The organism is Pedobacter sp. L105 (genome assembly GCF_009765875.1).
Classification (GTDB): domain Bacteria; phylum Bacteroidota; class Bacteroidia; order Sphingobacteriales; family Sphingobacteriaceae; genus Pedobacter.
Genome location: NZ_LMUP01000014.1, coordinates 495,916 through 512,148, shown reverse-complemented (window position 1 = coordinate 512,148; position 16,233 = coordinate 495,916). Strand labels below are relative to the sequence as shown.

The window sequence follows — 16,233 nt, the reverse complement described above, 5'->3', positions numbered from 1 at the left end:
AAAACCATTGCCCGTAGTAATTGTTGGTGGCGGCCCTGCGGGTGCTGCCACCGCAATCGCTTTAGCTAAACACGGTATCGATGCTATCGTACTCGAGACCACCTTATTGACTGCATTTAAACCCGGAGAAACGCTCCCTCCTAATGCAGGTGCCATTATCGGCCAGTTGGGTCTGCAGGAATTACTAGACGCAGATGAACACCATGCCTGTACCAATAATACAGTAATCTGGGGCAAACCGGAACCGGAAACCCGTTACTTTTTTTCGGAAACTAATGGGAACGGCTGGCACCTGGACAGACCTTTTTTTGAACAGCAATTGAAAAACAAAGCGATAGAAAAGGGAGTATCCTGGCTACAAGGATGGAAATGCGAAGGTTGGACACCTTATAACAACCACCTGGAAGTAACGGTTTTTAACCGCGATGGTGACCAGCGGATCATTAAAGCCGGTTTCCTGGTAGATGCCAGCGGAAGGGCTGCTACCCTAGCCAGAAAAAAAGGGCTTAAAAGAAATAGCCTCGACAAGTTAACCGGTTATTACGCCGAACTGAAAAATGCCGCCGGAAAGTTGAAGGGCACCACCTTTATTGAAGCTGTTTGTGAGGGCTGGTGGTATGCCTCTCCCATGAAAAATGGTGATGCCATTGTCACGTTTATGACAGATGCAGACCTCCATCAAACCAGTTCTGCTGCCGTTCCGCAGTGGTTGTCTGACCAGTTGAAGCAGACCTGTTTTTTAAATCAGTACATGGATCAACCTGATCAGTTCTTTAATATCCATGTTAAACCTGCATCTACTTCTTTTTTGGAGAAACCGTCTGGCGACCGATGGCTGGCGGTTGGCGATGCAATTTGTACCTATGATCCAATCACCTCACACGGGCTTACGGCAGCAATGGGAGGCGCGATTTATGCAGCCACGGCGATAAAGAGCTATCTGGATGGAAATCCGGAAGCAATGGCTGCCTATAGTTATGTACAGCAGGAAGCTTTTAACAATTACCTGAGCATGCTGCAGAACCATTATTCTATTGAACAACGTTGGAATAACAGCCAATTCTGGAAAAGGCGACATTGATTTACAGTTGTATAACCGCAACCGTTGGCGTCACCGTATTTAATTCATAGCGATAACAAAATTATTCGAATGAAAGTAATAGCTCAATAATAGACTACGCTATACGATTTCATTATTTGCCAAATGACAAATGCTTTGGGATAACAATTACTGACTTTTGAAGATAAATCAACATCATTACTATGAAAATTAAAATCTTATTATTAAGCCTGGCGACGGTTGCTATTGCAAGACAAGCCAACGCTAAGTCACCGCAGGTTACCGTCACTACAATTGTGCATGCTCCATTAAACGAGGTTTTTGATTATATCGTACCGGTGAGTTTACCGCACATATTTAAAAAGTATGGTAGCTTCCCGGCGATAGTGAATACCTCCGTAAAAAGCGAATGGAAAACCCCCGGCATGGAGCGGGTAGTTACTTTTAATGGCGGTGCAACCGGACATGAGCATTTGTTAACTGTTGTGCCTCACCAGTCATTTTCCTACATGATTAACGATTTTTCAAATTCACTGCGTCATTTGACTAAAAGAATTGAAGGCCAATGGAAGTTTACCGATGTAGGTGGCGGTAATACCAAGATAGAATGGACTTATAAGATTATTCCTAAAAATTTTATCACGCACAGCGTAATTGATATGATGGTTATTGGTGATGCCAGGGGATATCTCACCAATGCGCTTTCTATCATAAAGGATGACCTGGATAGTGGCGCTTACAAAAATTATAAATAATTATGGAAAAGGTAATTGTAATAACCGGCGGAAATGCCGGCCTGGGGTTGGAAACAGCCAGAATACTTGCTCAGGATAAAAACATCACACTTATATTGGGTTGTAGAGACCAGGTAAAAGCCCAAAAGGCGGTAGCAGAACTTAAAACCCAAAGTGACAATCCAAACATTAGAAGCCTGGAGCTGGATTTGGCTTCATTTGCGTCCATAAAGCTTTTTGCCATGGAAGTTGCGGCAGTCACTAAAACGATTGATGTACTGGCTTGTAATGCCGGAATGCAAATAGCCCATGGAACACAGACAACCGCAGAAGGCTTTGAAAAAACCTTTGGTATAAATTACCTGGGGCACTTCTTGTTAACTAAATTATTAATGCCTTTAATTAACAAAGATTCAGGAAGGATAACTCTGGTTAGCAGTGGTACCCACTTTAGACCTGCGATCTGGCAGGGCAAGATCTTTGGAATTCCTCCAGGAGATTATGTTGGCTGGAAGGAACTTTCAAGCCCCGGCAGTCTTCAAAAATATCCGGAAAAAAGCCGCGGTTATGCACGTTATTCCACGTCAAAACTTTGTGTTTTATTTTTCGGTTATGAACTGGACCGCAGGTTAAAAGAAAAACGTATCAAAATTAAGGTAAATTTATATGATCCGGGATTAATGCCTGGAACAGATTTGGCGAGGGAAAGCAGTGCTATAGAAAAATGGGCATGGAGAAATATTATGCCGGTATTGCGGATTTTTGATGGTGTTTTTTCGGTTAAGACTTCGGCAAAAAACTTTGCTAAGTTATTGAATGATCCAACTATAAACGTCTCCGGGCAATATTTTGAAGGGCCAAAACATAAGAAATCTTCAGATGACAGTTATGATCAGACCAAATGGAAAGACCTGTGGAATGGTGGCGAGCAATTGATCAAACAACAATTCGATATTTAAATAGTGGCATTTTTAAGAACAACAAAACAGCATTATTACGGAACTGGTAATTAATGCTGTTTTTGTTTTTTGCCTGTTTAAGATATAACAGGCTTATCTTTTATAAAAAAATAAGCCTGTTACAAAAAGAAATTTAGCCGCCAATGTTTTTTCTAATCCTGCTCAGTGAAGATTGAGTAATCCCCAAATAGGATGCTAAATAAGATAACGGAATACGGTTTGCCAGTTTGGGGAATTTAGACAGGAAGTTCAGGTAACGTTCGGTTGCATCTTCCGCCATCATCATACTGATTTTGTTTACTTTCTCTGCTAACGCTTTCGAGGTTATTTTGTTGATGATATCATCCCAGGGTATGATGGTCATTGATAACTCCTTCATTTCGTCCTTTGAAAGAACAATGAATTTGCAGTCTGTGATCGCTTGTATGTATTCTGAAGAAGGTATGCCCTGATTATAGCTATTGATATCAACCACAAAGTTGTTTTCATCTATAAAATACTTAGTGATTTCATCTCCCTTGTTATTATAATAACATACCCTGAAAACACCTTCCGTTAAAAAAATTATTTCGCGCGGAATATGTCCGGCTTCAGCATAATACTCATCTTTTTTTAGTTCCTTCAATGTGCCTTTACTTTCGACAAGATTGATTTGCTGTTGGTTTAAATGCCCGAATTGCAATAAATGATTGATGAGTGCTTCCATATTGGTAAATTTATCAATTCAATTTTGACAAATAATTGCCATTTGACAAAAAATGCCACCGGCATTGATTGCTGATGGCATTTTTGATGTAAGATATTAGGGGATCAGCTCGTCAGCACGCAACTGTTCAAATAAATCAAAGAATGATTCATCTGTACGCTGAAAAATAGTAAATCCAAGCTTGCGGCTTTTTGACATATCTGTCATCACTTCAATCGGGCGTCCTAAGTCAAGATCGGTATGCCATGCCGATGCCAGGCGGTTGAGATCGGGTTCTTTGAGGTGATATTTATTTGCGATTTCATTCCATAATGGGCCGTCATTGGCTATTTCTTGTTCTAATGGATGGATGGTGCCGTCAAACCCTGCGGCTTCAATTCCAAAAGAAGCAGCGAGTTTTTTCCATAACCAGCTCCAGCGAAAGAAATCACCATTTACTACGTTAAAAGCCTCGTTACGGGCTGCGTCAGTTGTCGACGCCCAGATCAGGTGCCGGGCCAGTATTCTGGCATCAGTCACATCAGAAAGACCGTTCCATTGCGCGGCAGATCCCGGCCATTGAAAAGGGCGTCCTGTTTCTTTACAAATGGTAGCATAAACGGCCAGTGTAGTACCCATGTTCATCATATTTCCCACTGCTTTTCCAATGACAGTATGTGGCCGATGGATGCTCCAGGTAAAACCGTCCCGCGCTGCGGCTGCATAAACTTCATCTTCCTGGGCATAATAGAAATTCTCAATGTCCAGTCGGGGTTGCTCTTCCCTAAAAGGAGTTTCAGGAAGAAAACCTTCTTTGGCGTAAGCTTCAAACGGGCCCAAATAATGTTTTAAACCTGTAACCAGGGCTACGTGTTGTACAGAATGTTTTGGAGAAAGGGCATCCAGCAAGTTACGGACCATCAGGCTGTTTACCCTGATATTTTCTGCTTCTGTTTCATTCCGCATCCAGCTGGTGATATAAACGTGTGTTGGGGAAATATCAGCTAATGCTACCGTTAAGCTATCTGGATTCAATAAATCTGCCGAAACAGGCATTAAACCTGTTATATCATTATTGGGATTCCGCGCTAAGCCGAATGTTATCCATCCTTCTGAGATCAATTGTTCTGCAAGGTTGCTACCAGTGATACCACTTGCGCCAACTACTAAAGCTATTTTATCCATGAGTTATCGTTATAATTTTATACCTGTAAGGTTCGTGATCTTTTAGCCGGCAGCAAAGGATCTACCTCACAAAAAAAATGTGCGGCAGATCACATCAATTGGCAGACATACGACTTAACGTTTCTCTGCTAATCCCTAAGTAAGAGGCTATCAGTGCTTTGGGTACCCTTTGTAAAAGAGTAGGATAAAGATGAAAAAACTGGGTAAACCGTTCTTCCGCCTTTTGGCTCATCAGGGACAAAATCCTTTTCTGCAGTGCGATATAACCAGCCGTAGTTTTTTTCATGAAGAAATATTCCATCTTTTTCAGCTCAACACAAAGTTTCTCCCGGTTATCAATAGAAATAAAAAAAAGTTGTGTGTCTTCCAGGCAGTCGATATTTAAAGTGGCATTTTCTTTATTGTGATAAGCCTGCGGGTCAGATATCCACCAGTCTTCCATTGCAAACTGTAAAATATGGGTTTTACCCAGGTCATCAATGTAAAAAGATTTCAGCAACCCTTTTACTACAAAATGATCGTTGGGTGCAGGATCTCCAGCCTGAACAACATACTGGTGTTTTCTGTAGGTTCTGGCGGTGAAGTGCGACAACACAAAGCTAAATTCTTCATCCGTTAGTTTTACAATTTTCTCTATCTGCTGCCTTAAAATATCTTCCATGTTTTGCCTGCTAATTATAGTGAACGTAAAAGTAACACAAAAATAAAACCTGAGCCAAAAGGCGGATTCCAATTGGCTAGAAATACCAAAATTTTATAGCTGAAAATACCTTACCAACTGGCTGGTCAATGAAAAACGACCATTGGTCAAAAAAATTCCTGCAGGTTTATCTTAAACCGTTCTTTTATCAAAAAAAAGAAAATGGAAGCTGCACAGCGTCAAACTTATCTCGACTGGTTAAGGATTTTATCTATACTGGGTGTATTATTTTTTCATTCGGCCATGCCCTATGTTGCTGAAGACGGGTGGCATATAAAAAATGCGGAGACCAGTAACCTGCTGATGGAATCGAACCTCTTTCTGCACCTCTTCAGGATGCCTTTGTTATTCTTTATTTCCGGAACGGTAAGTTATTACATGATGCAGCGAAGGTCTACATTTAATTTTATTGGTTTACGTTTCCGCAGGCTTTTTATACCGCTCCTTGTTGGCATGTTCTTCATTGTTCCCCCTCAGATTTATATCGAAAGATTAACACATGGTTATAAAGGCAGTTTCTGGAGCTGGTACCCCGATGTGTTTAATTTTGTTCCTTACCCAAAAGGTAGTTTTAGCTGGCACCATTTGTGGTTTATCGCCTATCTGTTTATTTACGATTTGCTGCTGGCACCACTTTTCGGCTGGCTGGTATCCCCTAAAAGCGAAGGTTTTAAAACAAGCCTGTCGGCATTGGCTAAAGGTAAACGGATTTACCTGTTAATGCTTCCCTCCATGATCTGGTATGTGCTGATGAGCGAACAACTTCCTGAAACCAACGACCTGATCCAAGACGGATGTTATTTTGTCTATTGGATATTTTTCCTGCTGGCAGGTTTTATCTGTATCCTGCAGCCGGAACTAATGAATAGTCTGCAGCGCAACCGCCGTTTTGCATTGACCCTGGGCTTTTTAGGAATGGTACTACTTGATTATTTAAGATGGAATAAAATTGAGCCGGGCCATGAGCAATGGCATACCACTCTGTTACTATTCTCCTATCTGTTTGTCGCTTTAAAACCACTGGTTGCCTGGGGCTGGGTGCTGGCATTGGTGGGTTATGGCAAACAATATCTTAACCGTAAATATAAAGTACTGAACTATTTAAACCAGGCGGTATATCCTTTTTACATCCTCCATCAAACAGTCATTGTTATACTGGCTTATTATTTTGTTCCACTGCCGCACGAAAGTATTTTATCCAAGTATATTTATACTTTTGGTACTACCTTTTTTATCACTGTACTTACCTACCATTTGCTGATCCGTCCTTATGCACTCACCCGCTTTTTATTTGGGATGAAACCAAAGGAAAAAGTTGAGCTGGTGGAAACAGAAAAATAAATATTGAATCATCAGATGAAGTTCTTCAGGAAATATATCTTCCCTGCATTGTACGGCCTGCTGGTATATTTTACCATCAGGCTGCTGCATGATACTGAGCATGACGAATTCTTCTGGAAAAGGAATTGGGGACTGAATATTTTCGAAATGAGCTGCAGCGTATTGATAGGTTATTTGGGGATCTATCTCTTTGAATCGCTTTTCCGCTTTTATAACCGTCGCTGGTCACCATATTTTAGCTATAAAGCACTAACAAGAGAGTTAGGTATCCTGTTTTTTGCAAATCTGCTTTTGGTTAACCTGATCTTTACCCCTATGGCAGCTTTTACCGATGACGGCCTTTCCTGGGCCGACCTGGTGGACCTCAATATCATTCCTTCTCTCTATGCGATTATTTATTATGGGATAGCACGTAGTAGTACCTGGTTAAAGGCTTACGTGAGCAATAAGCTGCAGCTGGAGCATATCACCAATGAACATTTAGAAACTGAGCTTAAATTTCTTAAAGCGCAGTACCATCCTCATTTTTTGTTTAATGCACTGAATACAATTTATTTCCAGATGGATGAAGATATACAGGGTGCCAAAAGAAGTGTCGAAAAGTTTTCTGAGTTGTTGCGTTACCAGCTTTATGATCAGCAACTGCAGGTTCCCGTGATCCAGGAGATTGACTATCTGCAAAGTTTTATTGAACTGCAAAAGATACGCAGTACAGATAAATTAAAATTAACCGTCTTTTTTGATCCGCAGCTAAACGCCCAACTGGTTTACCCCTTGTTATTTTTGCCACTGTTAGAAAATGCGTTTAAGTTTATTGGCGGTGATTATATAATGAGTATTAGTGCGAACACCGGTCAGGAATACATTGAGTTCAGTGTCGAAAATTCTATCCCTCAGCTCCTGCAAATTGAACAAAAAGCAAAAGGTATCGGGCTGGAGAACCTGAAACGCCGCCTCGATTTGCTCTATCCCGGAAGGCATACCTTAACTTTAGTACAGGAAGAAAATCAATTTAAAGCATCCATCAAATTATTCTATGAACGATAAGATCAGCTGCATCATCACTGATGATGAACCCTACGCACGCAAAGGTTTGATGGGTTATGTAGAAAAAATAAGTTTCCTTGATTTGACAGGGGTTTGTGAAGATGCATTACAGTTAACTGATCTTTTGCAGGAAAAACCTGTCGACCTGCTTTTCCTTGATATACAAATGCCACATATCAGCGGGATAGATTTTTTAAAGGCGATTCCCAACCCGCCCAAGGTAATCTTTACGACCGCCTTTGAACAATATGCCTTACAGGGCTTTGAACTGGATGTAATGGACTATTTGTTAAAACCCATTTCCTATGAGCGGTTTTTAAAAGCTTCATGGAAAGCCAGGGATTATTTTGCGCTCAGCAAACAACATGAAAATTCAATCACTTATTTTTTTGTAAAGGCCAATGGCAAACTGGAAAAGATAATTTTTGCGGATATCCTGTTTATCGAAGGCCTGGAAAACTATGTGGTTATTCATCTGGAAAATAAAAAGGTCATCACGCATTCTACGATTAAATCTTTACTGGAGAAACTACCCGGAAAACAATTTATACAAACCCATAAATCCTACGTGGTTAATATCCAGCAGGTGAATACCATTGACGGAAATATTCTGCATGTGCAGAATTTGGAGGTGCCTGTCAGCAAGTCCCTGCGGGAAACAGTTTTGAAAGCCATCACTAACCCATAATTTTTATAGTTTAGCCAGTATGTATATCGCTATTTGAACCTTCTGCCTATAGCACCATTTTAATCTTTTATAATCGTGATAATTTTCATCAGCTCCGCTGATTTAGGCAAGAATTTTGCTGAAGAAATAAGGTATATTTATCCAAGACCAACTTAAATCCAAATATAAATTTAAAGAATTAATTTAATCTATACTTATGAAGAATATTGTCAGGATCCTTGATATTCAGCAAGTAACGCATAATGTTAAATGTTTCAAATTTGAAAAGCCATCTGGATTTCATTTCACCCCGGGACAGGCTACTGATGTTTCAATAAACAAACCCGGTATGGAAGATGAAGTAAGACCTTTTACTTTTACCTCACTCGGCAACGAACCTTATCTTGAATTTACGATCAAAGGGTATCCTGACCATCATGGAGTAACCGAGAAGCTGCATCAACTACAAACGGGTGACGAATTGATTATTGCAGACGCCTGGGGAGCTATTGAGTATAAAGGCCCCGGATATTTTATTGCCGGAGGTGCCGGTATTACTCCATTTATCTCCATCCTCAGGGAATTACATAAAGAAAATAAGATCGCTGGCAACACCCTATTTTTCTCCAATAAAACTGCTTCAGATATTATTTATGAAAAGGAGTTAGTTGATATCCTGGGTGATCAGGCAATTTTCATCCTGTCGGAAGAAGAGAAATCAGGTTATTTAAACGGACACATTGATGAAGCTTTTATTGAACAGCATATGCCCGATCATGCCAAACAATTTTATATTTGCGGTCCTGATCCTATGGTAGCCGATATGACTAAGGCCCTGGAAAAATCAGGTATAAAAGCTGATGCTGTTGTCATTGAAAAATAATACGTCTAGAGAAACCAGATTAGGTATTAATTTGGTTTCTCATTGTTATAGATCTGTGTCACTTCAGCGGTAGTCAGCACTTTATTGTAATACCGGATATCATCCAGTGATCCCCTGAAAAAAGTTCCTCCGTAAAAATAATTAGGATCAGTGCTATCCGTAAAATTGAATTTATCCTTTGGCAGCTGCTGCCCGATAGCCAGGTTAACGGGGCTGGCCAGCTGAACCAGAGTTCCTGCCAGACTTGTGGATTTCGACAATGCCCCATCAATATAAAAGTTAATAGCACCGTTACCAACCGTAACCACGGCATGATGCCATGCCCCTACAGTCATTTTACCAGGATTGCTATCATTATCGAAAGTTGAAGCGGGAGTTTTCACCGTCATGTAGAGGAAATTGTCTGTCTGTAACTGGAATTTAAACCCATTCCACCGGTCGAGCGACATCATATAATTATCGCTATTGGTTTCCTTGGGATTTATCCATAAACTGATGCTCAGCATTCCCGGGTTGAGCGCAACGGTGTAAGGAACCTCAATATAGGCACCATTAGTAAACTCATAAGCACTTCCGGCTTGTCCGAACCGGTCTGTGGTGAGCACAGGCAAAGTCCCTCCATCAGCGGGATGTCCCTCGGTGCCAATGATACCAGACATCAGCTGCCCGTCATGATGGTTTGCAGTTGCATCCATTGCATTTCCTGTAAACAGCCATTTGGCAACGAGGTTTGCTGCTGCCACTTCTTCGATGATCCTGCCGCTGAAAGCTGTCGCTGCCCTGCGTAAATTAGCATAAGCGTTACTTACTTCCTGTGACGTAAAATTTCCGGTGTTTACAGCCGCGGCAAGGTCGAGGGATTCTTTTAAATCGGTCCTTGCCTGCTTAGGGTATTGGCCTAGATCATGTCCTTCAATAGAACTGGTATAAACCAGGTTTAAAGAATCGGTGAGCTGTTTTAACTGTGCTTTGTTTGCCGTATAAACGGGTGTTGCATCATTGTGTTTACAGGAAGAGGTGATCAAAGTTCCCGCTAAAAGTCCTGTGGCAATCAAAAGATTATATAGAGGTTTTATGTTAAGCGTCATGGTCTGGTTTGTTAAACTGATCATTATAAATTTCCGTTGGTATTCAACTCTGTCTGGGGAATCGGGAAGAACTTATTGTTTCCATAATTGAAATTCGGTGCATCTGGTTTCAATACGGCTTCAGCATAAGTTTGTCCGTAGCGGATCACATCAAAGAAGCGCTGAAATTCAAGGGCCAGTTCTGAGCGGCGTTCGCGGCGGATCAGGTCTCTCAGCTGTGTCTGATCTGCTGTTGTAACAGGCGCAAGTAGTCCGTCAGGAGCATTACCCACATAATTACTTCGGGCCCTGCTGCGTATCTGGTTGAGTGGAACCAATGCTGCAGACGATTGCCCCAGTTCATTCAGTGCCTCTGCTTTTACCAGCAGGATATCTGCGAAACGGATGGCCTCATAATTGAGGTTGCCATCGTTTTTGGTAGAAGCCGGAACTTCACTTAAAGGCTGCACATGTTTTTTAGACAGGTAACCTGTGGTTGTCCATGAAGGATCAAAGCTACTGTCAAAATAAGGCTGACCAGCGCGGGCAACGGTAAAGTCCAGGCGGGGATCTCCGGGTTCAAAATTATCAACCAGGGCCTGTGTAGGATAAAAAACACCAGCCCCATTTAATGAGCGTGGTGCAAACCAGTAATTCAATGAATTACCCTGTGATGGTTGCGCACCGCTTACATGCCATACGGTAAAAATAACCTCCGAATTGTTTTTCGCAGAAACGGTAAAGTTGTCATCGTAATTAGCGGTTAACTGGTAACCCAAGGCCTCTACCTGCGTTGCATATTGTACAGCCTCAGTATATTTCTTTTCAAATAATGACGCCTTGGAGAGCAATGCCAGTGCCGCACCTTTTGTAGCCCGTCCGTTATCTGTTGCAGCGGTCCACTTTTCCGGTAAACCGGCAGCGGCATCCGTAAGATCTTTTTCTATCTGAACGTATACCTGTGCCTGGGTAGAAGCTGGTAAGGATGCATCAGTAATGGAACTTACCTTTAAGCGAAGCGGGATATTCCCGTAAAAGTTAGTCAGCATAAAATAATAATACGCCCTGAGGAATTTCACCTCTCCAATAGACTCTGTTTTTACAGCATCAGAAACTTTTTTGTTATCGGCTGTGAGTCCGTCTGTTACTACATTACATCGGCTTATGCCATCGTAATAGCGGGCCCATAAGGCTTGCACGGCAGAATTGGCCGGAAGGATATTGAACAAATCAATACTGGTGTAATCTGCCTGCTCCCCGGCATTACCGCCAATCACGGCATCATCAGAGGAAACATCTCCCAGTACCCAAAGCGGATTGGCTGCTCCATCGGTAAAAGTTAAGGGAATATAAGCGGCATTAACCGCGGTACGTGCCGTAGCATCATTACCAAAGAGGTCGTCATTCGAATAAAAGCCCAGTGCTGGCTGATCAAGCGCTTTTTTACATCCCGTAACTGAAAGCAGGATAGCTGAAAACAATACTATATATAAGTTCTTCATGGATTTAAAAGTTAACATTAACGCCCAAAGTATATGTCCTAGCAGAAGGATACGTTCCCCAGTCAATTCCTACAGCCCGTACCCCGTCGGCCTGTGCATTGCTGCTGGTATAGATTTCAGGATCTAAACCTGTATATTTTGTGATGGTCAGCAGGTTTTGTCCGCTCACATACACCCTTACTGAAGCCAGTTTTAAACGGCTAAGCAGTTTAGGACTAAACGTATAACCCAGCTGTGCATTTTTTAAACGTACATAAGAGCCGCTTTCCAGGAAACGTGTGGAAGGCCTTACATTGTTAGCGGAAGAAGATGGGTCCCATGTTAAACGCGGAAATTCATTGGTACTTCCATCACCATTCCAGCTGCCGGTAGCTACCCGCTCGGTAATATTAAATGCACGGTAGAAACCCTCAATATCTGTTCTCACCTGGTTGTACAGTTTATTACCATAAGCACCCTGGAAGAAAAGGCTGATGTCAAAATTCTTATAAGCCAGGTTGGTAGTTAAACCATAGGTGAATTTAGGGATGGGGCTGCCGGCAACTACGCGGTCTTTTTCGTCAATCACGCCATCGCCATTGGTATCTTTATATTTCACATCTCCGGGCTGTATACCGGCACCCTGATAAGCATGGGTAAAGATGTCCTGCTTGTTCTGGAAGATCCCTTCCATAGGAATCAGGTAAAACGCCCCTATGGGTTGTCCTACAGTGGTAAGCGTAGCATAATAGTTATTACCGATCAGACCTCCGGGAATAGACTGGCCATCCAGTGAAAGCACTTTGTTCTGCAGGGTAGCTATGTTTCCAGAAACATCAAAACGCCAGTTTTCGGAAAGTTTCTGATGGTAGGAAAGAGAAAGCTCCAGCCCCTTGTTGCGTACCTTACCGGCGTTGACATAAGGGCTTGCCCCTCCGCCATCACTTGGCGGCAGCGGGTTGGCAAATAGAATATTGGAATTGTCGCGGATAAAATAATCTGCGCTGAATTGAAGGTTATTATCAAAAAATGCGGCATCCAGTCCGAAGTTTGTTTGCGTACTGGTTTCCCAGGTGATATTGCTGTTACCCCTGGAAGTAATAGAATTTCCAATAGCCGGTGTGCCGCCAAATGGATAAAAGCCAACTAGTGAGTTTAAAGTGGTATAGGCATTATTGCTGATCTCCTGGTTACCCGTTTGCCCGATACTTACGCGAAGCTTCAGCAAATTAAGGGGTTTAAAATCTTTCAGGAAATTCTCCTGGTCTAAGCGCCAGCCCAAAGATCCGGAGTAAAATTCACCGTAGCGGTTATCCGGACTTAAGCGTGAGGAACCATCGCGGCGGACGGTAAAGCTAGCCAGGTATTTATCAGCAAACTGGTAATCGGCACGACCAAAAAGTGAAAACAGCGCCCAACTGGATTGATTCTCTCCGTTTTGTTCTACGCCAATCCCATTATCGAGGTATTGAAAATTTGTAGTCTGGTTGGGAAAAATTGTTCTGGAGGCAGACAAGCCATTGATACGGCTTTTGATGATTTCAGAACCGCCCAATAAATTGATGGTTTGTTTATCATCCAGCTTAAAATTATAGGTTAAGGTATTTGTCCAGTTGTAATCCAGCTGATTTGCGTTGGAACGCGCCAGACTGCCCGGTGAATTATTAAAACGGTCGCTGCCCCAGATTTTAAAGAACTGCTTAAAATCTGTGATGCCCAGGTTACCGCCAAGGGTACTTTTCAGTTTTAACCCTTTTAGAATATTGGCTTCCACAAATACATCGCCCAATACACTGTAGGCATTGTAATTACGATCAAAGTTATCTGCATAACCTACCGGATTTAAGCCGTCTCCAAAAAAAGCAGGATTAGGCGGCAGATCTACATAGTCGCCATTACTTTGATACACTGGTGTTCCCGGATTTCTGAACAGGGCATATCTGATTACACTTGCCCCCTGGTTGCCATCACCTGATCCATCTCCGGAAGCACCTACCTGTGCGGTTTTTGCATAGGATAAATTCAGATTAACTCCTGTTGAAAATATTTTAGACAAGGTACTGTTTACGGAAGTACGCAGGTTAAAGCGGTCGTAACCGCTGTTATTGATCAATCCATCCTGTTTGTAGTAGTTAGCAGAAATGATGTAAGTACTGTTTTCGCTTCCTCCGTTAACAGAAAGATTCGTATTGTTGATGATCGCTGGCTTAAGAACTTCTTTCTGCCAGTTGATATCAGGAAGGCCTGATGCTAAACTTGCGGGGATCTGTTCCCTGCCATCAGCAGCGGCGGCTGTGTTAAAGGCATTTACATATTGCTGGGTATTAGCCATCTTGATCAGGTCGCCATGGGTTTGCACTCCTGTATACTGGTTAATGCTAAAACGTGGTTTGCCCGATTGCCCTTTTTTAGTGGTCACTACTACTACCCCGTTTGATGCCCTGGCACCGTATATAGAAGCAGAAGATGCATCTTTTAAGATGCTGATGCTTTCAATATCTGAAGGTGAGATCTGATTGATACCAGAAGTAGTAGGTACACCATCAATTACATAAAGCGGGTTGTTGTTGTTAATTGTTCCTACCCCACGGATACGAACGGCAATGGCTTCTCCCGGAGCACCTGTTCCCTGGGTAACTGACACGCCCGCGGCTTTACCCTGCATCACCTGGTCTACACCTCCCACAGGCATATTATCAATGTCTGAGGTTTTGATCTGGGAAACAGCTCCTGTAAGGTCTTTCTTTTGCTGCGAACCATACCCAGTGATCACCACCTCATTGAGCGACTGGCTTCCTGCGGTGAGCGAAATAGTTAAATTCTTTTGGTTGCCCGGCTGTATGGTTTGCGTAACGAAACCTACAAAACTAATTTGCAGCGTTGTAGCCGGCTTGCGCATTGGAATACTAAAGTGACCGGTAGCATCTGTTTTAACACGAATTTCTGTTCCGCGCACCCGAACACTAGCCCCTGACACCGGATTTCCCTGGGCATCTTTCACTACTCCCTGAACGATACCATTCATGGTTGTATCTGCTACTGCAGGTTTTGTTTTACTGGTATCTTGTTTTATTTTGCCGGTATCCTGCGGTACAGGTTTTGGGGTAATTACAGGTTTCTTCAGCGTATCGGGTTGGGCAGGCTGGCGTTTTAGAGAGTCTGGCTTTTGGCCAGCTTTTGCTTTAGTGGTATCTTGTGATATAGGTTTTGGAGGAATTATGGGTTTCTTCAGCGTATCTGTTTGAGCGGGCTGACGTTTTAAAGAGTCTGGTGTTTGCTGTGCATGGGCCGCAAAAACCATGAAGGGCAGAGCAAGAACAAGGTAATTTTTTACGAGTAAGGATCTCATCATATATTTGGCAGAATATAGTAATGAGAATAATACAAAACAATTGAGCAAATTGTTTTAAATAAATTTATTTAGTAGAAATTTTAAACATGATTATTGTCTTTTGTATAAATAAAATACTGCTTTTTTACTATTCTATGGGTCTTGCTTGGATGAACAAATGTTTACTAAACGCTAATTGATTTTTGATGAAAAACGAATTTCACTTATCTTAATTACAAATTAATTAATATAATAAAGTCAAATCTAAAAATTGACAAATATTCTAAATTAGACATAAATAATCTTCAATTGTATATTAATTATTTAATTTGATATTTTATTTCGTAAATAAATAAATATGTGTACTTTTGTTTTAGACAACTATCAGTAACCAAACACCAGAGATCAATATGAATTTAGAACGTTACGCCTACTTTGTTAGTGATGATTTTAAGAATTACGCCTTTTATAGTTCAGGGCCTAAAGGGCACCTAAAAAAAACAGTCAGGTTCCATCAGGTTTCCTATCTCAATGAGACTGTCTATAATTTAGGGTTTGGTGATGAAGATGCTGTTACGGGTAAAATAGATGACCGGGCTATCAGCAATAATGAAGACAAAGATTTAGTGTTAGCTACGGTTGCAAGTATTATCAATGAATTTTGTGCGCATTATATGAAGTACTTTATATTGATCGTAGGCAGTACCCCGTCCAGAACAAGATTATACCAAATGGCGGCTTCCCGTTTGTTGGAACATATGAAGTTAGACTATAATATCTTAGGATTAAAAGACGATCAATGGACACATTTTGAACGCAAAAAAAATTACACTGGTTTTTTGGTAAAGAAGAAAGAATTATTTAAATTTGATATATAACAAAATGAAAGGAGATAAAATGAAAACAATAATTAAAAAAGTTTCAATAATCAACGGGTTTGGCAAAGGTATAGTTGATAAAACTATGAAAAGTTTTGACAATGACCCTGTAATGATCCGTAAGGCTAATGAAGCGCTAGAGTTGCTCAAAAGAGTTGGATTACCCAGCAAACAACTAGTAAATCAACTTAGCTAAGTTTTTTTCACTAAGTTTA

15 protein-coding genes are annotated in these 16,233 nt (G+C 41.5%); 9 read left to right on the top strand and 6 right to left on the bottom strand.

All coding sequences use genetic code 11. The features are described 5' to 3' along the window. Positions 1-7 precede the first annotated feature (7 nt). The 3 genes from GSQ84_RS25340 (at position 8) to GSQ84_RS25330 (ending at position 2,753) form a co-directional block, all read left to right on the top strand. Positions 8-1,081 (top strand): FAD-dependent monooxygenase, encoded by a 1,074-nt coding sequence (locus GSQ84_RS25340; RefSeq protein WP_158800159.1) that lies wholly within the window; start codon positions 8-10, stop codon positions 1,079-1,081. Between the two features lie 182 nt (positions 1,082-1,263). Continuing rightward, positions 1,264-1,815: an SRPBCC family protein gene (locus tag GSQ84_RS25335; protein WP_158800158.1), complete on the top strand. Its 552-nt coding sequence runs from the start codon at positions 1,264-1,266 to the stop codon at positions 1,813-1,815. A 2-nt stretch (positions 1,816-1,817) separates the two neighbouring features. Further along, positions 1,818-2,753: an SDR family NAD(P)-dependent oxidoreductase gene (locus tag GSQ84_RS25330; RefSeq protein WP_158800157.1), complete on the top strand. Its 936-nt coding sequence runs from the start codon at positions 1,818-1,820 to the stop codon at positions 2,751-2,753. 133 nt (positions 2,754-2,886) lie between these two features. Here the strand turns inward: GSQ84_RS25330 and GSQ84_RS25325 are convergent, their stop codons facing one another. From GSQ84_RS25325 to GSQ84_RS25315, 3 genes are all read right to left on the bottom strand, one after another. Continuing rightward, positions 2,887-3,459, bottom strand: coding sequence for a Crp/Fnr family transcriptional regulator (locus GSQ84_RS25325; protein WP_158800156.1), 573 nt, complete (start codon positions 3,457-3,459; stop codon positions 2,887-2,889). Positions 3,460-3,555: 96 nt separating this feature from the next. Continuing rightward, the gene (locus GSQ84_RS25320; protein ID WP_158800155.1) at positions 3,556-4,623 is read right to left on the bottom strand and encodes an SDR family oxidoreductase; all 1,068 of its coding nucleotides are present in this window, start codon (positions 4,621-4,623) and stop codon (positions 3,556-3,558) included. A gap of 94 nt (positions 4,624-4,717) precedes the next feature. Further along, on the bottom strand, positions 4,718-5,284 hold the full coding sequence (locus GSQ84_RS25315) for a Crp/Fnr family transcriptional regulator (protein WP_158800154.1): 567 nt from the start codon (positions 5,282-5,284) through the stop codon (positions 4,718-4,720). Between the two features lie 201 nt (positions 5,285-5,485). Here GSQ84_RS25315 and GSQ84_RS25310 point away from each other — a divergent pair, with 201 nt between their 5' ends. The 4 genes from GSQ84_RS25310 (at position 5,486) to GSQ84_RS25295 (ending at position 9,261) form a co-directional block, all read left to right on the top strand. Beyond that, positions 5,486-6,664 carry an acyltransferase family protein gene (locus tag GSQ84_RS25310; RefSeq protein WP_158800153.1) on the top strand — a complete coding sequence of 393 codons (1,179 nt, stop codon included), beginning with the start codon at positions 5,486-5,488 and terminating at the stop codon, positions 6,662-6,664. A 15-nt stretch (positions 6,665-6,679) separates the two neighbouring features. Continuing rightward, positions 6,680-7,711 (top strand): sensor histidine kinase, encoded by a 1,032-nt coding sequence (locus GSQ84_RS25305; RefSeq protein WP_158800152.1) that lies wholly within the window; start codon positions 6,680-6,682, stop codon positions 7,709-7,711. Then, positions 7,701-8,399: a LytTR family DNA-binding domain-containing protein gene (locus GSQ84_RS25300; protein WP_158800151.1), complete on the top strand. Its 699-nt coding sequence runs from the start codon at positions 7,701-7,703 to the stop codon at positions 8,397-8,399. The genes GSQ84_RS25305 and GSQ84_RS25300 overlap by 11 nt, the downstream gene beginning before the upstream one ends. A 196-nt stretch (positions 8,400-8,595) precedes the next feature. Further along, complete coding sequence (locus GSQ84_RS25295) at positions 8,596-9,261, top strand: FAD-binding oxidoreductase (protein WP_158800150.1); 666 nt, start codon at positions 8,596-8,598, stop codon at positions 9,259-9,261. 26 nt (positions 9,262-9,287) lie between these two features. On the opposite strand, the gene GSQ84_RS25290 is transcribed toward GSQ84_RS25295, so the two are convergent. From GSQ84_RS25290 to GSQ84_RS25280, 3 genes are read right to left on the bottom strand one after another with little or no spacing between them, the layout of a single operon-like run. After that, positions 9,288-10,349 (bottom strand): LamG domain-containing protein, encoded by a 1,062-nt coding sequence (locus tag GSQ84_RS25290; RefSeq protein ID WP_158800149.1) that lies wholly within the window; start codon positions 10,347-10,349, stop codon positions 9,288-9,290. Between the two features lie 23 nt (positions 10,350-10,372). Beyond that, positions 10,373-11,830 (bottom strand): RagB/SusD family nutrient uptake outer membrane protein, encoded by a 1,458-nt coding sequence (locus tag GSQ84_RS25285; RefSeq protein ID WP_158800148.1) that lies wholly within the window; start codon positions 11,828-11,830, stop codon positions 10,373-10,375. A 4-nt stretch (positions 11,831-11,834) separates the two neighbouring features. Further along, positions 11,835-15,161, bottom strand: a complete 3,327-nt coding sequence (locus GSQ84_RS25280) for a TonB-dependent receptor (RefSeq protein WP_158800147.1) — start codon at positions 15,159-15,161, stop codon at positions 11,835-11,837. Positions 15,162-15,550: 389 nt separating this feature from the next. Here GSQ84_RS25280 and GSQ84_RS25275 point away from each other — a divergent pair, with 389 nt between their 5' ends. Both GSQ84_RS25275 and GSQ84_RS25270 read left to right on the top strand, forming a co-directional pair. Further along, a complete protein-coding gene (locus GSQ84_RS25275) occupies positions 15,551-16,018 on the top strand; it encodes a hypothetical protein (protein ID WP_158800146.1) in 468 nt (155 codons plus the stop codon). A 4-nt stretch (positions 16,019-16,022) separates the two neighbouring features. Then, complete coding sequence (locus GSQ84_RS25270) at positions 16,023-16,214, top strand: hypothetical protein (protein WP_158800145.1); 192 nt, start codon at positions 16,023-16,025, stop codon at positions 16,212-16,214. Positions 16,215-16,233 lie beyond the last annotated feature (19 nt).